This window comes from Bacillus sp. CGMCC 1.16607, assembly GCF_042683745.1.
GTDB lineage: Bacteria > Bacillota > Bacilli > Bacillales > Cytobacillaceae > Pseudoneobacillus.
The window spans coordinates 919,273-940,992 of the sequence record NZ_JBHUJX010000025.1 but is presented as its reverse complement, the minus strand read 5'-3'; the positions used below and the strand labels follow the sequence as shown (position 1 = coordinate 940,992).

Annotated in this window: 22 protein-coding genes and 1 other annotated feature; of the genes, 18 read left to right on the top strand and 4 right to left on the bottom strand. The window is 35.9% G+C overall.

Features of this window, described 5'->3' with window-relative positions:
• Window positions 1-28 precede the first annotated feature (28 nt).
• The 15 genes from ACFSO7_RS21245 (at window position 29) to ACFSO7_RS21175 (ending at window position 14,596) form a co-directional block, all read left to right on the top strand.
• Window positions 29-463: a DUF3888 domain-containing protein gene (locus tag ACFSO7_RS21245; RefSeq protein WP_377879398.1), complete on the top strand. Its 435-nt coding sequence runs from the start codon at window positions 29-31 to the stop codon at window positions 461-463.
• A gap of 87 nt (window positions 464-550) precedes the next feature.
• Complete coding sequence (gene pdxR, locus ACFSO7_RS21240; protein WP_377879397.1) at window positions 551-1,960, top strand: MocR-like pyridoxine biosynthesis transcription factor PdxR; 1,410 nt, start codon at window positions 551-553, stop codon at window positions 1,958-1,960.
• A gap of 87 nt (window positions 1,961-2,047) precedes the next feature.
• A complete protein-coding gene (locus ACFSO7_RS21235) occupies window positions 2,048-2,596 on the top strand; it encodes a GNAT family N-acetyltransferase (RefSeq protein ID WP_377879396.1) in 549 nt (182 codons plus the stop codon).
• Between the two features lie 22 nt (window positions 2,597-2,618).
• On the top strand, window positions 2,619-3,908 hold the full coding sequence (locus ACFSO7_RS21230; protein ID WP_377879395.1) for a serine hydrolase domain-containing protein: 1,290 nt from the start codon (window positions 2,619-2,621) through the stop codon (window positions 3,906-3,908).
• A 195-nt stretch (window positions 3,909-4,103) separates the two neighbouring features.
• Window positions 4,104-4,700 (top strand): hypothetical protein, encoded by a 597-nt coding sequence (locus tag ACFSO7_RS21225; protein WP_377879394.1) that lies wholly within the window; start codon window positions 4,104-4,106, stop codon window positions 4,698-4,700.
• A 117-nt stretch (window positions 4,701-4,817) separates the two neighbouring features.
• Window positions 4,818-5,315 (top strand): RNA polymerase sigma factor, encoded by a 498-nt coding sequence (locus ACFSO7_RS21220; RefSeq protein ID WP_377879393.1) that lies wholly within the window; start codon window positions 4,818-4,820, stop codon window positions 5,313-5,315.
• The gene (locus tag ACFSO7_RS21215) at window positions 5,315-7,132 is read left to right on the top strand and encodes a hypothetical protein (RefSeq protein ID WP_377879392.1); all 1,818 of its coding nucleotides are present in this window, start codon (window positions 5,315-5,317) and stop codon (window positions 7,130-7,132) included. The genes ACFSO7_RS21220 and ACFSO7_RS21215 overlap by 1 nt, the downstream gene beginning before the upstream one ends.
• Window positions 7,133-7,225: 93 nt before the next feature.
• A complete protein-coding gene (locus ACFSO7_RS21210) occupies window positions 7,226-8,161 on the top strand; it encodes a hypothetical protein (RefSeq protein WP_377879391.1) in 936 nt (311 codons plus the stop codon).
• A gap of 114 nt (window positions 8,162-8,275) precedes the next feature.
• The gene (locus tag ACFSO7_RS21205) at window positions 8,276-8,476 is read left to right on the top strand and encodes a cold-shock protein (protein WP_377879390.1); all 201 of its coding nucleotides are present in this window, start codon (window positions 8,276-8,278) and stop codon (window positions 8,474-8,476) included.
• Between the two features lie 107 nt (window positions 8,477-8,583).
• Window positions 8,584-9,075 (top strand): GNAT family N-acetyltransferase, encoded by a 492-nt coding sequence (locus ACFSO7_RS21200; RefSeq protein WP_377879389.1) that lies wholly within the window; start codon window positions 8,584-8,586, stop codon window positions 9,073-9,075.
• Between the two features lie 106 nt (window positions 9,076-9,181).
• Window positions 9,182-9,402: a binding site (T-box leader), on the top strand.
• A gap of 50 nt (window positions 9,403-9,452) precedes the next feature.
• Window positions 9,453-11,864: a leucine--tRNA ligase gene (leuS, locus tag ACFSO7_RS21195; protein ID WP_377879388.1), complete on the top strand. Its 2,412-nt coding sequence runs from the start codon at window positions 9,453-9,455 to the stop codon at window positions 11,862-11,864.
• 60 nt (window positions 11,865-11,924) lie between these two features.
• Complete coding sequence (locus ACFSO7_RS21190; RefSeq protein ID WP_377879387.1) at window positions 11,925-12,224, top strand: rhodanese-like domain-containing protein; 300 nt, start codon at window positions 11,925-11,927, stop codon at window positions 12,222-12,224.
• 97 nt (window positions 12,225-12,321) lie between these two features.
• A complete protein-coding gene (locus tag ACFSO7_RS21185) occupies window positions 12,322-12,720 on the top strand; it encodes a hypothetical protein (protein WP_377879386.1) in 399 nt (132 codons plus the stop codon).
• A 612-nt stretch (window positions 12,721-13,332) separates the two neighbouring features.
• Window positions 13,333-14,367 (top strand): FUSC family protein, encoded by a 1,035-nt coding sequence (locus tag ACFSO7_RS21180; RefSeq protein WP_377879385.1) that lies wholly within the window; start codon window positions 13,333-13,335, stop codon window positions 14,365-14,367.
• Between the two features lie 46 nt (window positions 14,368-14,413).
• Complete coding sequence (locus tag ACFSO7_RS21175) at window positions 14,414-14,596, top strand: sporulation protein Cse60 (RefSeq protein ID WP_377879384.1); 183 nt, start codon at window positions 14,414-14,416, stop codon at window positions 14,594-14,596.
• A gap of 18 nt (window positions 14,597-14,614) precedes the next feature.
• Here the strand turns inward: ACFSO7_RS21175 and ACFSO7_RS21170 are convergent, their stop codons facing one another.
• Together ACFSO7_RS21170 and ACFSO7_RS21165 are read right to left on the bottom strand one after the other, a co-directional pair.
• Window positions 14,615-15,283 (bottom strand): lysoplasmalogenase, encoded by a 669-nt coding sequence (locus ACFSO7_RS21170; RefSeq protein WP_377879383.1) that lies wholly within the window; start codon window positions 15,281-15,283, stop codon window positions 14,615-14,617.
• Between the two features lie 67 nt (window positions 15,284-15,350).
• A complete protein-coding gene (locus ACFSO7_RS21165; protein ID WP_377879382.1) occupies window positions 15,351-16,607 on the bottom strand; it encodes a BaiN/RdsA family NAD(P)/FAD-dependent oxidoreductase in 1,257 nt (418 codons plus the stop codon).
• Between the two features lie 310 nt (window positions 16,608-16,917).
• On the opposite strand from ACFSO7_RS21165, the gene ACFSO7_RS21160 reads away from it, so the two are divergent.
• Window positions 16,918-18,534 carry a putative polysaccharide biosynthesis protein gene (locus ACFSO7_RS21160; RefSeq protein ID WP_377879381.1) on the top strand — a complete coding sequence of 539 codons (1,617 nt, stop codon included), beginning with the start codon at window positions 16,918-16,920 and terminating at the stop codon, window positions 18,532-18,534.
• A gap of 54 nt (window positions 18,535-18,588) precedes the next feature.
• On the opposite strand, the gene ACFSO7_RS21155 is transcribed toward ACFSO7_RS21160, so the two are convergent.
• Window positions 18,589-18,861, bottom strand: a complete 273-nt coding sequence (locus ACFSO7_RS21155; RefSeq protein WP_377879379.1) for a hypothetical protein — start codon at window positions 18,859-18,861, stop codon at window positions 18,589-18,591.
• 110 nt (window positions 18,862-18,971) lie between these two features.
• Between ACFSO7_RS21155 and ACFSO7_RS21150 the strand changes: the two genes are divergently transcribed.
• Window positions 18,972-19,688 (top strand): pseudouridine synthase, encoded by a 717-nt coding sequence (locus tag ACFSO7_RS21150; protein WP_377879378.1) that lies wholly within the window; start codon window positions 18,972-18,974, stop codon window positions 19,686-19,688.
• Between the two features lie 161 nt (window positions 19,689-19,849).
• Here the strand turns inward: ACFSO7_RS21150 and ACFSO7_RS21145 are convergent, their stop codons facing one another.
• A complete protein-coding gene (locus ACFSO7_RS21145) occupies window positions 19,850-20,071 on the bottom strand; it encodes a DeoR family transcriptional regulator (RefSeq protein WP_377879377.1) in 222 nt (73 codons plus the stop codon).
• Window positions 20,072-20,441: 370 nt separating this feature from the next.
• Here ACFSO7_RS21145 and ACFSO7_RS21140 point away from each other — a divergent pair, with 370 nt between their 5' ends.
• Window positions 20,442-21,719 carry a M48 family metallopeptidase gene (locus ACFSO7_RS21140; protein WP_377879376.1) on the top strand — a complete coding sequence of 426 codons (1,278 nt, stop codon included), beginning with the start codon at window positions 20,442-20,444 and terminating at the stop codon, window positions 21,717-21,719.
• Window position 21,720 lies beyond the last annotated feature (1 nt).

Below are 21,720 nucleotides of genomic sequence, written 5' to 3'. Positions count from 1 at the left end.
TGGGATAAAAATGCAGGAGTGATGCACGATGAGAAATAAGATTGCCAGCCTATTGTTAGCTTTGATAATCATATTTACGATTCAAAATACGTGTGAAGCGGCAAACCAAGATCAAGATTCCAGAGAACTTCAGCTTCAAGATATGCTAATGCTTTTTTTGGGAAAACCAATTGAAAAAGCAGTGAATGAAAATTACTCGAAACTTTTAACTGAAAATCCAATGGTTTATCCTTATCAAATTAAAATTGTTAAAATGGAAAGGCTTGGTGAATTTCGTTCCTTTCATTTTTTGATAACGCTCGAAATGACTCCAGTAGTCGGTCCTCACATTGAAGTTGGAGAGGATCGCTTAACATTCGAAATTTCACCAATCATTCCAGATGAAGTCAAACTTGTTAAGTATGAACATTTACATACATATGATCTTCCTACGAATTGGAAACATATTCAGAGAAAGCGTTAATTAATGGATTGTTTTGGATGTATTCTATTGGTTAATATTAAAAGGATAATGATGTGTAAAAAGAGATTGAAAGAGAGGCAGATAAATATGTTGCTGTTTCCAAATCTTCAAGAAGATATCGGTATCCCACAATATATCCAATTATATGATTATATAAAAAAAGAAATATATTCTGGCACTCTTGTTATAAGTACAAAACTTCCATCTGTACGTAAACTTTCGGAGTTCTTAGCAGTCAGTACAACTGTGGTAGAGATGGCCTATAACCAGTTGGTGTTAGAAGGTTTCATTGAGAGTAAGCCGCGTAGTGGATATTTTGTCCAAGATTTTACGGATTTACAATCAAAAAGTGTGGTAATGGAAGAGAGTAGAGGAAGAAATTCGACAAATAAAGGATCGACATTTACCTATGACTTTCATTTGTCATTAAATGATTTTTCACAATTCCCTTATTCTATATGGAAGAGTCTATACCAGGAGGCATTAAATTCTGACCATGAAAATAATCTGTTTTTCGGAGATCCTCAAGGAGAAATGGGTTTGCGAACAGCTATTTCTAAATACTTACAACAAGTTCGTGGAGTAGTATGTACACCTGAACAAATTATCATTGGTGCAGAGCAATTTTTACTACTAAGTATTCTGTCCCTCATGTTAAAGCCAGTATACAGTAAGATTGCAGTTGAAGAAACGAGTTATACATTACTACCTTCTACCTTTGAGCAAATGGGCTTTTACCTTTCCTATTTACCAATGGAAAATGATGGAGTAAGTATAGATGGAATGTATGGATCCGAAGTGAAGATAATGGCTGTTTCTCCTTCTCATTCCTTCCCAGTAGGAGTATACATGTCAATGGATAAACGGTTTGAAATACTAAGATGGGCAGAAAAGGTAAATGGTATGATTATTGAAGATGATTATGACGGAGAATTTTATTATGGAAAACCATATCCAGCCATTCAAGGGTTAAAAGTCGACTCACCTGTGATTTATTTAGGTGGTTTTTCTCAAGTAATGGCACCTGCCTTATGTATCTCATATATGGTATTACCACAATCACTTATGCCTCGATTTTTAGAAGTGAAGAACAAAATCTATTTTGAACAATCTTCATCAAAGCTGCATCAGCGCGCTTTGGAATTATTTATAGATAGAGGATTTATGGAACGACATTTAAGAAAAATGAGGACATTATATCGAAAAAAGCACGACCTTCTCATCGAGTCTATTAAAAAATATTTTGGTGACACTTGCAAAGTAAAGGGATTATACGGGGGCTTTCATCTTATTTTACAAATAGATCATGTGAAAACAGTGGAAGAGTTAGTCTTAATTGCTCAACAAGAGGGAATAAGAGTGGCGAAGGCATTTCATAATAAGGATGTAGAAAAGAAGGAATTCATCTTAGGTTTTGGTGGAATACCTGAAGAAAAAATCGATGAAGGGATAAAAAAATTAAATCATGTTTGGTTTGGTTCTAGCAATCTATCGTAACTGTCCTGTCATTTCTTTTAAAACTGTATATTTAAAAATCATTAAATAACAAGTATATTATTGGCATTAGCGGGAGGAGGAGCATCCATGAATGTTCGTTTATTAGAAGGGGAAAAAGTATATTTAAGACCAATTGGATTAGATGATACTGAATTTTATTTTTCAACATTGTTTAATCCGGAAGTACGCAAATTAACTGTAACACAGTTAAGCTATACTAAAGAGCAAATCCATAGTTATATTGAAAGAAAAAGTCAAGATTCATCTTCCTTACTATTACTAATTGCTATTAAAGAAACAGATGAAGTTATTGGGGATATCGCTTTACAAAGTATTGACCATTATAATCGTAATGCCAATATTAGAATCGCCATAAATAATCATGAACACCAAGGAAAAGGGTACGGAAGTGAAGCGATGAAGCTGATGTTAGATTATGGGTTTGGAATCGTGAATTTACACAGAATTGAATTAAATGTCTTTTCCTATAATGAAAACGCATTTCATGCTTACAAAAAGCTCGGATTTAAGCAAGAAGGTGTCCAAAGGGAAGCACTATACTATGATCATCAGTATCATGACTCAATAACAATGAGTATTTTAGAGAATGAGTTTAGAAGTTTAGATAAAAAGTAGTTTTGTAAAGGACGGATTTATCATGTTAGAAATATCCAGTCAATTAAAACGATATATGGACGGGTTAGCGGATAATAATTATTTTAATGGGGCTGTGTTAGTAGGGTATAAAGGAGAAATTCTTTTGAAGGAAGGGTACGGACAAGCCTCCTATCAATACAGTATTCCAAATAACACAACAACAAAATTTCGAATCGGTTCCTTGACAAAAGCTTTTACAGCCATGGCTATTTTAATGTTGCATGAACAAGGACGATTAAAACTAACGGATTCGTTAGTACAGCATTTACCTGAGTTCAGAGATTGGGAAGCCGTTACGATTCACCATTTATTAAGCAATACGTCCGGTATTCCATGTTTTACATCTTTTCCTGATTATTGGACGAAAACTATGAGACTGCCAGCAACTATTGCACAATTTTTTGAATCTATTAAAGAAATGCCTTTAGAGTTCACGCCTGGTGAAAAGATGGAATATAGTAACTCAGGTTATTTAATACTAACCGCGATAATTGAAAAAATATCTGGGCAGTCATATGCCGATTATCTTCAAGATTCAATAATAGTTCCATTAGGATTAACAAATACTGGAGTTGATAATGGTCGTACGATTGTTGAATCACTTGCAACGGGGCATACCGTATGGGAAAGGGTAGTACATACTGATTTCATTGATATGTCCTTTCCACTAGGAGTGTATGGGATGTATAGCAACTTAGAGGATTTATATAAGTGGTCACAGGCATTACAGCGTAGTGAATTACTGGATGAAAAATTACAGCAGCAAATGTTTACAGGGAATCCGTATGGATATGGCTGGTTTTTGGAAGAACTACCTGAAAAGAAAGCAAGTCACTTTGGTGATATTAACGGCTTCGTTAGCTATTTTGAAATCAACCTTCACCAGGATTTAACGGTTATTGTATTGAGTAATATAAATATTACGCCTGTATCGCAAATGAGTCAGGATCTTGCCAATATCGTGCTTGGAAAATCTGCTAGTTTCGTAGAAATTCCTTCAAAAGTTACGAAAACAATACCATTTGATAAATTTACCGGCACTTACGCAAACGGAAGGCAAGAAATCAAATTTGATTTTAAGGAAGAATTATTTGCAACCATTCCGAAAATGTACGGTGTTCCTTATAAGTTCAAATTAGTTCCTGTTTTAGCAGACGATGAAAGAGTAGTTTTTAAAAGTGATTTTATTCATGATACTTATGAATTTAAATTAAATGGACATGGTGATATAGAGCTTTTCGAACTCACAGATTGCTATGGCTTAAAAAGTGAATATCGAAAAAATGATTAAGTGTCTATCACCTGTGAAGCAATTTACCATCATTATAGACCTTGCTAAAAGAGAGAGTAGAAAGATAATAATTCAAATAATTGTTAAATAACTGTCATTATATCCTCACTTCATTTGTATATTTTTAATAAGGCACCTCACTGGCACAACATACGCAATTGCCTTTCAAAAAATATTTGAAATGAGGTATATTGTATGAAAAACTATTTTTCTTTGATTTCCATTATTATGATCGCCTTTTTAATGACATTGATCCTTCCTTCTCATTCTAACGCTTCAGAAACAAAAGAGGTAAATGCATCAATGGAAAATTATCTTAAAAATAATGTACATTATTATCATGATCAATCAATGAAGATCACTGATCAGATCGAATTAAGTGGGAAAGTAACGAAGATAATTAAGACTGATGATCCGAAAACAGAAGCTAATGAAGAAAAAATTGAGGAATACCAATCCAATTTAATTGTAGCCTTTGTTGAATATGAACTAGTAAGAGACTCTATTTTTTTCTTTACAAAAAAGGATTATATATTTTATGACGCGGATCGAGATGAATTTTTACTCTCCGGACATGTATTAGGAAATGCTGAAGTAAAAACATTCTTTAATAAACATGTTTCCGAGGTAGGGAAAAAATTGAATGCTTTCTCCCAAGTGCTGATCACAGCTTTGTTTCTCCTCTCTTTTCTCATAGTAATCATCGTCATGTTGGTGACGGAAGCAAAGCATAAAGTGACATCTTATTCTTATTATCAAAGGTATTCTACAACTAAAAGCAAATACTCTTAAAGCCACCTTTTATGGTGGTTTTTCTATGTGTGGGAATTATCGGATATTCTGAAAAGTTATGTTACATTTTTTTAAAAGCAACGTTATATTTAATAGCTGAGTTTGGAGGAGGGTAAGGTGGCTGTTGAATTTTTAACTGTATATGATGAATATTTTGATGATATTTATCGGTATGTCTACGTGAAAACTGGGAATAAGTGGGATGCCGAAGATATTGTCAGCGAAACGTTTCGTAAGGCTTATGTAAAAGTAGGAACACTTAATGAAGGAGCTAATAAGAAAGCTTGGTTAATGACAATCGCAAGAAATACAGTTATTGACTACTATCGTAAAAAGAAAAATGTCTTTGTCGGAGATGAAATGGAATTCTATTTTGAACCACTCCCATTTGAAGATCCATTTGATCAATCTAGTGAATTGGACTGTTTAAAGAAAAGCTTGACTAACCTATCAAAAGAAGATTTAGAGATTACCAATTTAAGATATTTTGCAAATATGCGATTTAAGGATATTGCAATTCTTTTAAAGAAAACGGAAGAATCACTCCGTGTAAAATCGAGCAGGATTACGAAAAAGGTCGGGATTTTAGTGAAAAAATGTCTGGGGGAAACATAATGGAACCAGAAAAAGTCGAAAGGCAATTGCAGGAATTAAAGAAGCAAATTCCAGTTGATCAAGTTTTGAAGAAAAAACTGAGGGGGGAATTTCTGAATAAAGGAAAGAGCTCATATTTGAAAAATCCTTGGATAAGTGGATTATTAGCAGCTGTAATCTTCATCGCTTTTTTCATGACAAGCATTCAAACTCAACAAGTAAATGCCAGCTCCCTAAATATTTCGAACTCGATTTCATTTTTTGATATTGGAAGTGGTGAGATTACAGCTTATACACATCATAATGATGAACTATATATAGCGATTAAAAATAAAGGGCTTTATCGATACAACGATCAAGGTATGAAGAAAATATCAGAAATCTCTGTAGATGGGTTAAGTCATTCTTTAGTCGGTGAAACGCTTATTTATACGAATAATGGGGATCTATTTAATTACGATTTAAAACTGAATAAGAGCGGAAAAATTTCGAAAGAAGGATCGAAAGCTAAATATTCGTTTCCTACTTGGATAAATAGTAATGAAATATTAGTGACGAAAAAAAATGGAAACGAGCAAAAGATTGTTCAAATAAATATTGAAACACTTGAAGAAAAGGATCTAACGATTGGAAATCAACCATCTTATTCGGAGAAGCAACATACATTCGTTTTTTCTCGAAATGGAAATGTCATGATAAAAAATTTAAAAAATGGCAAAGAAAAACTGGTAGATGTCGGCCGTGATCCATTCATGTCAATCGATGGATCATATATCACCTATATTAAAGATGTTAATGGATTTGAAGATGTGTGGATCGCAGATTTTGATCTAAAAACAAAGAAGAAAGTAACTACAAATATACCAATGAGTGTTGAAAATTCAAAAGAAGGACTGTATCAATATTTTTCACCTATTTGGGGCACGGATGAACGGACACTTTATATGTTGAAGAAACGAAAGCAGCAAGAAGGAGATACTTTCCAACTAATGAAGATTTCACTTAGCGAAAAAGAGTTAACCGCCAAAACGACTGTTGAAAGGTATTTACAGGCATTGATAGTAAGAGATGATGATTATGCGAAAAGCATCATGGAGCATCCACCTGAGTTTTTAACTTATTCCAACCCAAACCGAATTGGATATAAAATCATTAGTTCAAAGGAAAAGACTGATTCAGTTAGCGTAACAGCAGATGTGTATTGGACGGAAACGGCAATTCCTTATTATAAAATTTCAACTTACGAATTTATCCTTGTGAAGAAAACGGGTAAATATATGATTCAAAAGGTCACAGAACTAGCAAATAAAGAAATAATCGGATTAGATGAAACCGAACTTGTTTCAACAAAAATAAAAATTTTAGAAGATGGCGTGGAGGAAACACTTTTCCAATTCCGGGATATTCCATCTGTTTATAAAAGAACAGAGAATATAAGAATTAGTCATTTAGTGATGGACCCAAATGAGAAATTTATCATTTTTAGTCTTCAGGAAATGGAAGAAAAACAAGGTTCATCTAAAGCTACAATTCTTAAATACGACCTGAAAAAGAAACATTTTAGTTTAATTGCAGATATAGAACCTGAGAATGGGCATGATGCCTATATCTCTCGATTATCATTAGATTCTACTGGGCGATATTTGGCAGTGGATTTTTCAGTTGACCAACAAAGCTTATTTATTTTTGATAGTGTAACAGGTAAAAAAATCGATAAATTCCACAAGACAAATTCAATATTTTGGCAAAATGATAAATTATTGATAAGGGAAGTAGAAAATTTCCAATTTATGATGTATCAATATAATCCAAAAACACAAATCAAAAAAACTTTTTAAATTATGTTGTTACGAAATGAAAGCATCAACGTTATTATGTATGAATGACAAAGGGCCCTTGTCGTAAAATGAACAAAGAGAGGGAAAATAAATATGTTAAAAAAATCAATGATATTAGGTGTAGCACTTGCTTTAGGATTAACAACGGCATCCTATACTGCTTCATCCCAAACAAATCCGAAAACAGTCGAAGTAAAAAAAGAAGTGAAGAAAACTTCCATGGAAGAACAGTTAGAAATGTTAGAAAAAGCAATTGTTCCAACTAATCCTGATGATACGATTGCAACTTGGGCAAAAGCAGTAAAAAATAGAAATGGTGCTTTACAGTATGCAATGTTTACGCAGAATGTAAAAAATGGTATAAAAAAATCGTTTGAACAATTTCACTGGGTATCAGGCGCGTCAAGTCCATGGGTAGATCAATATACAGTAATCAGTAAAAAGGAAAATAAAGATAAAACCTTGCAATACGTTGTAGAATTTGAATTAGCTACTTCCTTTGGAATTGGTAAAGATCAAGCTATTGTAACGCTAGTAAAACAAGGGGAACAATGGTTCATTAAGAGTCTAGCACCAGCATCTGAGAAATCAGTTGGAATTTGGAATACGCCTGAATCCATTAATGAATCAAGTTTTACAAAAAACATGGTTGAAATAAATAGTTACGATAGTAAATTAGGCTATCAAATAAAAATCCCTAAAAAGGTAACGACTAAATTAAGCTTTAAAGAATCTACTTGTGAAAATGAAGAAGGAAAACCATCTTGCACAAAAATATTCTATAAAGATGGAAAAAATGAAGTCAGCCTAATTTCAATAATTCGCTTAACAAAAGAGCAAGAGAAATCAAGTTATTATCTTATTCATCCTTTTATAAAAAAGGTAGGGGAAACGAAAGATTTTGGTTTTTATTATACATTCCCAAGTGAGCATCCTTATGGTGAAAAGGAAAATACAACACAAGGCAAGGAATGGACTTCGCTACTGGGGACCCTAAAGGAAAGAGTACAAAAAATAATTGTAAAATAGTTTGATTAGAAAAAAATTCTAATAATGTAATAAAAAATATTTCGAAAGGACATACTAAGCAAGCAAGGTTAAATTGCAATTTTTGTGTATACACATGCTAGGAGGCAACAAAAAATGGAACGTGGTAAAGTAAAATGGTTTAACAGTGAAAAAGGATTTGGATTCATCGAGCGCGAAGGTGGAGAGGATGTATTCGTTCACTTCTCAGCTATTCAAGGTGAAGGCTTCAAATCACTTGATGAAGGTCAAGAAGTGACTTTCGACATTGAAAACGGCCAACGTGGTCCACAAGCTACAAACGTTCGTAAAGTATAATTGACGATACGGAACAGACCTTAAGCGATCTTCTAAGATGAGGATCGCTTTTACAATTTGCATCACGATATAATGATGATAAATACCAGAGAAATAGAGGAGACAAAATGAAGATTTACGTTAATAAGTTACATGAAAAAGATGGGGAAGAATTATTTAAATTTGAAACAGAAAATAGAGCCTTTTTTGAAACATTGGTTCCTAGTAGAGGGGACGAATATTATGTTTATAACCGTTTTAATGAGTTATTGTCTGATTTACTGACGGAACAAAAAGAAGGAATCTCTTATTTTTATTTAATTAAAGATGAATGGAACAGAATAGTAGGTCGAATCAATTTAGTTGATATCGATCAAGAAAATAGAATCGGGCATATTGGATATCGGGTAGGAGAGGCATATTTAAAAATGGGAGTTGCGTCAAAGGCATTGGAGCATCTATTACATGAAGCTATTAATCTCCAAGTATATGAAATTCATGCGAAAACAACACCTGAGAACATAGGATCGCAAAAAGTGTTAGAAAAAAACGGCTTCATCCCTACAACAAAGGATGAAGAGCCAAACTTTGTCCATTTTGTTTGGAATGCATCAAAATAAACGTATCATTTTTATGTTAATTGCATATAATGGAAATTAACTTTTAAAAAAGTATAAACTTTCTTGCATACTGAAAGAAAATCGTCTACAATATGATAAATAATAATGAATAACTGTGATGAGGAATAGTAATGGTGCATTCGCTTGATTTAGAGAGTTGACGGTCGGTGCAAGTCAACCAAGCACATCATGAACTCGCCTTCTGAGTTGCAAGTGTGAATTTACAGTAATGCTTGCCGTTTTCCGCGTTAAGGATGAATGAAGCGAGTGCAAGTGCACTAATGTGGGTGGTACCGCGGGAAGATACATAATCCTCTCGTCCCTTTTTATAGGGATGAGGGGTTTTTTTATTGTCAAAAAGTGAAGGAGGAATAAACATGAGTTTCAATCATCAACAAATTGAAAAGAAATGGCAACAATATTGGGAAGAAAACAAAACATTTAAAACTAGCGAAGAAAAAGGAAAGCGTAAATTTTACGCATTAGATATGTTTCCGTATCCATCTGGTTCTGGATTACATGTAGGTCATCCAGAAGGTTATACAGCGACCGATATCCTATCTCGTATGAAAAGAATGCAAGGATATAATGTGCTTCATCCAATGGGGTGGGATGCTTTTGGTCTTCCTGCGGAGCAATACGCGATTGATACTGGTAATGATCCAGCCGAATTTACTGAGATTAATATTAATACTTTCCGTCGCCAAATTAAATCATTAGGTTTTTCCTATGATTGGGACCGTGAAATCAACACAACTGACCCTGGCTATTATAAATGGACACAATGGATTTTCCTAAAGCTTTATGAAAAAGGCTTAGCGTATATTGATGAAGTGGCGGTAAACTGGTGTCCAGCACTTGGTACCGTTTTAGCGAATGAAGAAGTTATTGATGGAAAAAGTGAGCGTGGTGGTCATCCGGTTGAACGTCGTCCAATGAAACAATGGATGCTAAAGATTACCGCTTATGCTGACCGTCTAATTGATGACCTTGAAGAATTGGATTGGCCAGAAAGTCTTAAAGATATGCAGCGCAATTGGATCGGTCGTTCAGAAGGAGCGGAAGTGACATTTGAAATCGATGGCCATAACGAAAGTTTTACCGTGTTCACGACACGTCCCGATACATTATTTGGTGCCACTTATGCAGTCCTAGCTCCAGAGCATCCTTTTGTGAAAAAAATTACTTCTAGTGATCAAAGTGATGCAGTAGAAGCTTATCTTGATCAAATTAAGAGCAAAAGTGATCTTGAGCGAACAGATTTGGCAAAAGATAAGACAGGAGTTTTCACGGGTGCCTATGCAGTAAATCCAGTGAATGGTGAAAAAATGCCAATCTGGATTGCTGATTACGTATTAATGAGCTACGGAACAGGTGCGATTATGGCGGTTCCTGCTCATGATGAGCGTGACTACGAATTTGCGAAAAAGTTTGAACTTCCGATAAAAGCGGTTGTTGCAGGTGGAGATATTGAAAAGGAAGCTTACACAGGTGACGGAGAACATATTAATTCTGAATTTCTAAATGGATTAAATAAAGAAGATGGAATTTCCAAGATGATTTCTTGGTTAGAAGAAAAGGAAATCGGTACGAAGAAGATCACTTACCGTCTTCGTGATTGGTTGTTCAGCCGCCAACGTTACTGGGGTGAACCAATTCCAATTATTCATTGGGAAGATGGCACGATGTCAGCTGTTCCGGAAGAGGAGCTTCCATTAATGCTTCCAGTAACAAAAGAAATCAAACCATCTGGAACAGGTGAATCACCACTTGCTAATATTTCTGAATGGTTAAATGTAGTAGATCCTGTAACGGGTAAAAAAGGCCGCCGAGAAACAAACACGATGCCACAATGGGCAGGTAGTTCTTGGTACTATATTCGTTATATCGATCCGAAGAACGATCAGATAATCGCGGATATTGAAAAAATAAACGAGTGGCTACCAGTCGATATTTACATCGGTGGCGCAGAACATGCCGTTCTTCACTTACTATATGCTCGTTTCTGGCATAAAGTTTTATACGATATCGGGGTTGTTTCAACGAAAGAGCCATTCCAAAAGCTTTTCAACCAAGGTATGATTCTAGGTGAAAACAATGAAAAAATGAGTAAATCAAAAGGGAATGTCGTAAACCCTGACCAAATCGTTGAAAGTCACGGTGCTGACACGCTTCGTCTTTACGAAATGTTTATGGGTCCACTTGAAGCATCAATTGCATGGTCAACCACAGGATTAGACGGATCAAGACGATTCTTAGACCGAGTTTGGCGCTTGTTTGTTGAAGAAAATGGAGAGATGTCTTCGAAAATTAAAGACAATGTAGAAGCTTCTACCCTAGAAAAAGTTTATCACCAAACCGTTAAAAAGGTGACGGAGGATATGGAAGGAATTCGTTTTAATACCGCTATTTCACAATTAATGGTATTTATTAATGAAGCCTACAAAGCAGAAGTTCTACCGAAAAATTATGTGGAAGGCTTTGTGAAACTTTTAGCGCCAATTGCTCCACACGTAGCGGAAGAGCTTTGGGAGAAACTAGGCCATTCCGGTACGATTTCATACGACATTTGGCCAACGTTTGACGAATCAAAACTTGTCGATAACGAAGTTGAAATCGTAATTCAAGTGAATGGAAAAATGAAAGTGAAGCTACTGGTACCAACAGATGCATCGAAAGAAACACTAGAACAAATCGCCATGGACGAAGTGAAAGACCAAATCGAAGGAAAAACCGTTCGCAAAGTAATCGCCGTTCCTGGAAAACTTGTTAACATTGTGGCAAACTAAGTAAATATAGGACTGACTCATCGTAGTCAGTCTCTTTTTTTAAGAAAGGAAGTGTCATAAATGATTGAAATAATCACTACGGAAGAATTAAAGAAGAAGCTTGAAGCGGGAGAGAAGCTTGAGCTTGTTGATGTACGTGAGGATGAAGAGGTTGCTTTAGGAATGATCCCAGGTGCAAAGCATATACGGATGGGAACAATCCCTGAGAACCTAGATAAATTTGATAAAGAAACTGAATACATTTTCATTTGCCGATCTGGAGGCAGAAGTGCAAATGTTTGTTATTATTTGCAAGATCAAGGCTATAAAGTTCGCAATATGGTCGGCGGAATGCTTGAGTGGACTGGGGAAACGAAATAAAGGATTTAGGAGCCGTGATACGAATTTTTCACTAGTAATCCAACGTCACATCTCATATAATAATATGTCTAAACCGATTCTTTACGGATCGGTTTTTTTGGGTGGAAGAGGTACTCATCAAATAATTACGCTAGAACTGGGTTTACTTGCGGAAAGCGGTGAAATACTTGCGTTCAAAGTGGATTTACTTGCGGAAAGCGGTGAAATACTTGCGTTCAAAGTGGATTTACTTGCGGAAAGCGGTGAAATACTTGCGTTCAAAGTGGATTTACTCGCGGAAAGCAGCGAAATACTCGCGTTCGAGGTGGATTTACTTGCGGAAAGCGGTGAAATACTCGCGTTCAAAGTGGATTTACTTGCGGAAAGCGGTGAAATACTCGCGTTCGAGGTGGATTTACTCGCGGAAAGCGTTGAATACTCGCATTCGAGGTGGATTTACTCGCGGAAAGCGTTGAATACTCGCGTACAAAGTGGGATTACTCGCGGAAAGCGTTGAAATACTCGCGTTCGAGGTGGATATACTCGCGGAAAGCAGTGAAATACTCGCGTTCGAGGTGGATTTACTTGCGGAAAGCGGTGAAATACTCGCGTTCGAGGTGGATTTACTTGCGGAAAGCGGTGAAATACTCGCGTTCGAGGTGGATTTACTTGCGGAAAGCGGTGAAATACTCTCGCATTGTTAGAGGTGGAATTACTTGCGGAAAGCGGTGAAATACTCGCGTTCGAGGTGGATTTACTCGCGGAAAGCGGTGAAATACTCGCGTTCGAGGTGGATTTACTTGCGGAAAGCGGTGAAATACTCTCGCATTGTTAGAGGTGGAATTACTTGCGGAAAGCGGTGAAATACTCGCGTTCGAGGTGGATTTACTTGCGGAAAGCGGTGAAATACTCGCGTTCGAGGTGGATTTACTCGCGGAAAGCAGTGAAATACTCTCGCATTGAGTGGATTACTCTCGGATAGCAGTAAAATACTCTTGCTTAGTATAATTTACACGTATAAGTCCGATTTATTACCCGTGCAAATTAGAAGTTTACTTGTAAGTGAATGAAATCCTCTGCAGAATGAAGTAAACTGGGATTGGAAAGAGAATGAAGGAGGCAATTTTTCTTGACTTTAGGTCCACGTATTTTAAAGACGGGAATCTCCGTGACATTGGCATTATTTATTTGTACTATTTTTAATTTAGAGCCTGCAGTGTTTGCAGGAGTTGCAGCTATTTTTACGATTCAACCTTCCATTTACCGATCATGGAAACAGGTTCTTGATCAACTAAAAACAAATACACTTGGTGCAGCTATTGCCCTTTTCATGATTTATTTTATTGGAAGGGATCCTTTTACGATCGGAATCGTTATGATTATCGTCATTATGATTTGTATGAAAATGAAAATGGAAAGTTCTATCTCGTTAACTCTGGTGACAGTCTTAGCGATTATGGGTGCACATGGAACGGCAAATGAGGACTTTTTATTTGCGGTAAACCGATTTGGTATCATTTTAATAGGGATGGCTTCTGCCTTTCTAGTCAATTTGCTCATTCTTCCACCTAAATATAAAAATATATATCGGGATAAGGTTCATTCTGTTTTTCAAAATATGTCCCTTCTTATGAGAACAGCAATTTCAAATGAAATGACAGAAAAATCATTTCAAGAAGATACGGAAAAATTAAAAGAGGATATTAAAAGGTTAGAAGAATTATTTAATATTTTGGATGAAGAACGGGTAAAAATGGCTAAATTGAATCCACAAGATATTCGTGAATTAGTTGTTTTCAAACAGATGCTTAAAACAGCCCAGCAAGGATCCGAAGTATTGTACGTCATTGAAGAGCATTATTTTCAAAGTGCGAACGATGAACAGGAAAATGAGCTTTTTGATCAACAGCTTGAGGAACTGATTAGATACAACGAGCTTATTCTCTTAAAATATGACCAAAAACTAAAAAAAGAAGAGGATCTAACTGAAAGTATCATAAGTGATTGTGGTTTGTTTTTAGAAAAAATTATGGACATCTATCGTGAAGACAGGGGACAGAAATTACGTTTAGTTGTCATCGGGTCGTCTATTTTCGAATATGCTTTCCAGCTAAAACGTCTGGACCAACTAACAGATCAATACTTGAAAAAGGTTTTAAAATAGTCAGAAAATGGTCATACTGTTTCTAAAACTGAAGGGAAGAAAATCGTTGATCCAAGTAAAAGTGTTTGATAAGGAGCACGAGAAGGATTTAGAAGCGGAAATGAACCATTTTTTAAAGAAAATCGATGAAACTAGCTTAATAGACATTAAATACAATGTCGCAGCAATGTCAGAAGAGGAAGATGAGCAAATCTATTGTTTCTCTGCGATGGTCATTTACAGAGCATAAAAATAAAACCTGTCTTCCTTATTGCTGGAAGGCAGGTTTTGCATTTTTGCGCATTTTTCTAGAAGACTCACTTACAGTATGTGCAATCAGAAATTGAGCACTATAATAAGTGATCATAATAATCACTCCAGCGTAAGGAATGTCAGAGACAAACTTATCCCAAGCAAGAACGGAGTCAGAAATAACAAACAAGGTACTACCTGCAGTTGCTAATTTACTTCCAGTCATAATAGCTGACCAATACATGATAGAAATTACGAAGACATAAAAGATAACAGGAATGACAAGGGCTTCCTCTCCTTTGTCATATATGGAGTCTAGCAATTGATAGCCAATAGTAGTACTGTAAATGGCAATGGGAATAATGGAAAGAAACTTTGGCCACGAAAAAGACCATCTCGTTAAAAATCCACCGAAATAAAATAAATGTCCAATTAGAAAAGCGGTAAGTCCGACAACAAACCAAATGAGTAGTCCATCACCAAGCATACAAAAGAACAATCCAGTTATGATGATCCAAGGAAATTTCCCGTTATTCGTTATTTTTATCTGAAACGCAAAATATAAAATTAGCAGCATTGGGATAATTTTAAATGTTAATTTTATTGCGATGGGTTCTGAAGGAATAACGAAAATATATAATAGCGCCATGATTAGGATGGAAAGTGGTAACCATTTTTTTATCAAGCAATAACCCCCTTTATTGACTATATCTATTCAATAAAGGGGGTGAAAATCCTTCTTTTTATGGTCTTTATTTTGCACCTGCATTTAACCCTGCCAGTCTACCTGTAACCAATGCAGAAGTAATATTATATCCACCCGTATACCCATGAATATCTAAAATTTCTCCACAAAAGAACAAACCTTCCATCAATTTTGATTCCATCGTCTTAGGATCTATTTCCTTAACAGATACTCCACCACCAGTAACAAAAGCTTTCTCCAGTGGTAATGTTCCATTCACTTGGAAAGTAAAGGCTTTACAGCTTTTAGCTAATGCTCGAATTTTTTCATGGGAAAGGTTAGCACCTTGAATGGAAGCATCAATTCCGTTCACATCAAACAAAAAGGATAAATAACGTTCAGGTAATAATCCTTTTAAACTATTTTTTACTGCCTTTTTAGGATCCTCTTTAAGAGACTGATTGATTTTCTGAAAAAGTGCTTCCTCTGACAATTCAGGGAAAACATCCAAACTCATCGCCACTTCTTTTAAATTCCATTTCTTCATCGCTTTAACGACAAATTGGCTGCATCGTAAAACGGCTGGTCCACTTACTCCAAAATGAGTAAAAATCATATCCATCTGATGCGTAATGATTGGTTTTCCTTTAGGATTAAGCACACTTAAAGCTACATTTTGCAAGGACAGTCCTTGTAATGTTTTCTCTTTTATAAAAGATTCCCTTGAAGTGACGGGAACTTCTGTTGGAAATAGTTCAGTAATGGTGTGGCCAGCTTTTTCAGCCCAAGCATACCCATCTCCTGTCGACCCCGTATGAGGAACCGATTTCCCACCAACTGCCAAAACAATGGAAGTCGCTTGATAACGTTCACCATTCTTCAGTAGAACAGACTGAACACAACCATTTTCATAGTCAATTGTTTGAACGGGAGCGTTAGTCATCATTTTTACATTGAGTTCATTTAAACGAGATAGCATGGCATCGACAACGGATTGGGCTTTGTCTGTAACTGGAAACATCCGCCCATGATCTTCCTCTTTAAGCTGAATACCTAGGTTTTTAAAAAATAATATAATATCCTCATTACTAAATAATGAAAAGGCACTATATAAAAATCGACCATTGCCAGGAATATGTTTGATGATCTCATCAAGAGGAAGGCGATTCGTTACATTACAGCGTCCGCCACCAGAAATAGCCAGCTTGCGTCCCAGCTTATCACCTTTATCGATTAGAAGTACTTTTTTACCTTGTTCACCTGCGGCGATAGCCGCCATCAATCCAGAAGGACCTCCGCCAATTACAATTACATCATACTGCATTTACCCACCAACTTTTTTAAAAATATAAGAATGTTTAAATTCTTTAGATTTCGAAAAATGTCCAGCTCCAGCGCCTAGCCCCTCGAGGTCAAATGTTCTCAACCCAGAAAGTCAAAGAACGACTTTTCAGGTTGAGAAGCATTTGCTTGTCGGGGCTGATCAAGGCGCTTCCACTTTTCTATACTTATCCTGTCATTATAACGACTTTGGACAAACAAGAAAAGAATACTGAAAAAAGTAGCACAAGAGAACAAGAAGTTGTAAACTACAAATAGTGCAAAAAAAGCCTTTTATAGTAATGAGGGATTATATGTCATCAAAGCTTTTACGAGGAACGTTTATTTTAACATTAGGTACCATTATCTCTAAGGTTCTTGGTTTATTATATGTTATTCCGTTTTATGATATTGTCGGTGAGGAAGGTACTGCCCTATATAATTTCAGTTATATTCCGTACACGATTTTTATTAGTATTGCGACAGCTGGTGTTCCCCTTGCAGTAGCAAAATTTATTTCGAAGTATAATGCTCTTGAAGAATATGCTGTCGGACGAAGGTTGTTTAAATCAGGCTTAATGATTATGATGATTAGCGGGATTGCTGCCTTTCTAATTATGTATATTTCAGCTCCAACAATCGCGAAAATGAGTATTGCAAAGAATGATGCTGATTTTAGTGTGGAAGATGTTACATTAGTCATGCGAGCGGTAAGTTTTGCATTAATAGTCGTTCCTTTTATGAGTTTGATTCGTGGATTTTTTCAAGGACATCAATCCATGGGGCCGTCTGCTATTTCGCAAGTTGTCGAACAAATTGCTCGTATATTATTTCTATTAGTTGGAGCATTTGTCGTTTTAAAATGGATGGGCGGAAGTTTAGTTTCTGCCGTTAGTGTCGCAACATTTGCTGCATTTATTGGCGCAATTGGTGGATTAATTGTTCTTTTATGGTATTGGTTTAAAAGGAAGCCGCACTTAGATGAATTAGTGAAAGAGGACAAAGGAACTGTCCAAATTTCATTAAAGGAAATGTATAAGGAAATTTTAATATACGCAGCACCTTTTGTATTTGTTGGGATTGCTAACCCATTGTTCCAATTAATCGACCAGTTTACTTTTAAGTTAGCAATGACTTCGATAGGTATGGCTGACCAAGCCAAAAGTGCATTTTCGATATTAAATTTCCAGTCTCACAAACTTGTGATTATTCCAGTATCACTTGCAACAGCTTTTTCATTAACTTTGGTTCCAAGTGTGACAACGGCATTTATTGAAAATGATCGAAAAAATTTAAACCGTCAGCTGAATCAGACATTTCAAGTGCTATTATTTTTAACTTTACCAGCTGTTCTTGGTTTATCTCTTTTGGCAGAACCATTTTACACGGTTTTCTATGAACATGTCCCACTTGGAACAGAGGTTTTAAGAGCTTATGCACCTGTTGCGATCTTATTTGCTCTATTTTCTGTTACAGCAGCTATTTTACAAGGAATTAATGAACAACGTTTTACAATCTTAAGCTTATTAGTTGGGTTATTGATTAAACTAAGTTTAAACATTCCTTTAATAAAAATAATGGAAACAAAGGGAGCGGTTTTGGCTACAGCTCTTGGATATGCGGCGGCGATATTAATTAATTTATTTGTGATCCGAAAGTTTGCTGGATATCCACTACGATTAGTTTGGAGAAGGAGCTTGCTTATCGTTATATTCTCAGTCGTTATGATTATTTCCGCTGGGATTTCTTATTGGTTATTAACTTTGTTTTTATCACCGGAATCTAAGTTTCAATCGATTATATTAATTAGCATAAGTGCAGCAGTTGGTGCGACTGTTTACTTTTATCTTGGATTCCGCTCGAAGCTTGTCTACTTTCTTTTTGGAGAAAAAGCTGTACGTATTAAACAAAAGCTACGACTACGGTTTTAAAAAGGGTGGCTCAAGTTTTGAGTCACCCTTCCATTTTTTATTGATTTGGAGAATCTATTCCCAATTATCTCTGATACCTAATCGTCTTTCTACTCTTTCCATCCGTCGTTCTAATCGATCGACACGTTGGTCTAGGCGCTGAACTTCTCTTTCAAGCCGGTCTAATCTTCTATCTGTTTGACCGCCTCCGCCACCTGGGAAGTGACCACCTGGCCCTCCGGGAAAGCCACCTCCTGGTATTTGACGGAAATCTTGAGTAGGGTATTCATGAGTGTAATATTCTTGGCTTGGGTAAAAGAAATTTGGATCTTGTGGATAATAATACATAGCATTCTCTCCTCTTTTTTTATATCTAACAACGATATCAGTCTATGTTGATCCAAAAATAATGATTAGACGTTCGCCTATATAACGAAAACGTATTTTGGAGGTTTCAAATGAGAATTGATAAAATGCTCGCCAATCTTGGTTTTGGAAGTCGAAAAGAAGTAAAAAAATTATTAAAAGACGGGGCCGTAAAAGTCAATGGAGAATTGGTGAAGGATGCAAAAGCGCATATTGACCCAAATCAAGATGTTGTCACAATCAATGGGCAAGAAGTGGTGTACAAAGAATTCATTTATTTAATGATGAATAAGCCTGCGGGTGTCATATCAGCGACTGAAGATAACAGAGATGAAACAGTCATTGATTTATTGGAAATGGATGATCAAGTGTATGAACCGTTTCCAGTAGGAAGGTTGGATAAAGACACAGAAGGACTATTGTTAATAACAAATGACGGTCAACTTTCCCATCGATTACTATCTCCGAAAAAGCATGTTCCCAAAACGTATTTTGCTGTGATTGAAGGAGAGGTAACGGAGGAGGATATTATAGCTTTTCGAAATGGTGTCACGTTAGACGATGGCTATGAAACGAAGCCAGGCGAATTAAAGATATTAAAATCTGGATTAATGTCAGATATTGAATTAACGATTACTGAAGGAAAATTTCATCAAGTGAAAAGAATGTTCCAAGCAGTAGGGAAAAGAGTTGTATATTTAAAGCGAATTTCGATGGGACCATTACAGCTAGATGAGTCACTTGAGTTGGGTGAATATCGTGAGTTAACGGATGAAGAAATAACTGAATTGGTAGAGTATCAGCCGTAAAAAAAGAAATCGCCATCAAATGGCGATTTCTTCATATTAATCCAGCTGCAGCGCCTAGCCCCTCGAGGTCATAAGCCACTCCATGTGAGAAGGAAAAACACCTTCTTTCATGGAGCGTCTTATGCTTTTCGGGGCTGATCGAGGCGCCTCCGCTTTTTATTCTATGATGAAATCTTCACTTTTTTCTCTGTTGTTGTCCATAAACCACGACTCGGACTTTCTACTAGGTCATTATAGGCCAAGACGTTTAAATCTCGTTGAATGGTGCGAGGAGTGATAGCAAATTCCTCTACAAGTTCTTGTGTTGTCACAAGTCCTTTTTTGTTAATAAACATGTAGATGGATTTGATGCGGTTTAACATTCGGTTAGTTGAAGGCTTCAAAAAACCACTCCCTATCCTTTATTAAAACCATTGGCAAGTTCCTGCGACCGACATATCTCTTTATAGAGATGTCCTCAACAAATATGTAGTTTTCTTTTTTCCAGACAACCCCTTTACATAGATAGAAGTTATACCTCTAAATCTATTCTAACCGATATTGTCAGAAAGTTTCCACTAAACATTGAAAAATTAAAAAAAATTTAATATTTTTAAATATTTCCCCTCCTTCCTAAATGTCTTGTAGTAATACTTATGGTAGAGGACAAGGGGAATATGAATAATTAAGTGAATTTTTTGAAAAAATAAGCCAATAATGAAAGAAAAAAATGTTAAACTGTATTTCGTAACTCATATAGAAAGGAAGTAGAAAATGAATAATTCCTCGTTACGCGATCAATTAGTTTTTCCGAAAGAGAATGTGTATTTTGGTTTACTTATATTATTTGGTACTTTAACGTATATATTTTTTGCCATTTCCATAATTGGAATTTTTATTATAGGTGGCCTCATTCTCATTTCCTTTTTTCTACATGGCTTAATGATAGCAGGGATCCGTCGGAACGGAGTGAAATTAAGTGAGAAGCAATTTCCGGATCTTTATGAAAAAGCTTCACAAGTAGCAAAAGATATGGGGTTAATTAATGTGCCTGATATTTATGTAGTCGAGTCAGAAGGTATCTTAAATGCATTTGCGACAAGATTTTTCGGAAGAAATATGGTTGTTCTGTATTCTGAGATTTTTGAATTAATGAAGCAAAATGCTGAAAAAGAAGTGTTGTTTGTTTTAGCTCATGAATTTGCTCATTTAAAAAGAAGACACGTCATAATCAGTTTCATTCTATTACCCGCGATGTGGGTGCCATTTATCGGAAATGCCTATTTAAGAGCTTGTGAATACACTTGTGACCGTTATGGAACTTATTATGTGCAGTCATTGGAAGCCTCAAAAAATGCATTAACGATGCTAGCTATTGGGAAAGAGCTTTATCATCAAGTTGATCAGGAAGTTTATATGCAGCAAATCGAAACAGAGTCTGGATTTTTTGCATGGCTAAACGAAAAATTGTCCACCCATCCTCATCTTCCGAAAAGACTTTATGCATTGTCTGAATTTTTTTCTGAAAAAAAGGGGCAGAAACTAAAAGAACCAAAAGGGAAAATTATTATTGGTATTATTGTTTTGATTCTCGTTTCAGTTGGTCTATTTATCGCTGGCTGGTATGGATTTAAAGCTTTGGAAAAATCCACACTTTGGTCAGACTTATTATCGGAAGTGGAAGGCTCCACTCCATTAATGACAGCGGCGGGTGAAAACGATACGGATCAAATTACCCTACTTTTAGATGAGGGAGCGGATATTAATGCGCAAGATAGTGAAGGTTCAAGTGCATTACATTGGGCTGTTCTAAGTGGACAATTAGAGGCCGCAAAATTACTACTAGAAAAAGGGGCTGAACCAAATACGATTGATAATTACGACACGACCCCTGTGATGAGTGCTGTTTTTAATGAAGATGAAGCTATGCTGACCCTGTTATTAGAAAACGGTGCTGATCCAACTTACGAGGATTCTGAGGGAAAAACAGCTTTAGACTATGCAAAAGAATATCAAAGTGATTCGATCATAGAAATTCTAGAAAAGTATTAAT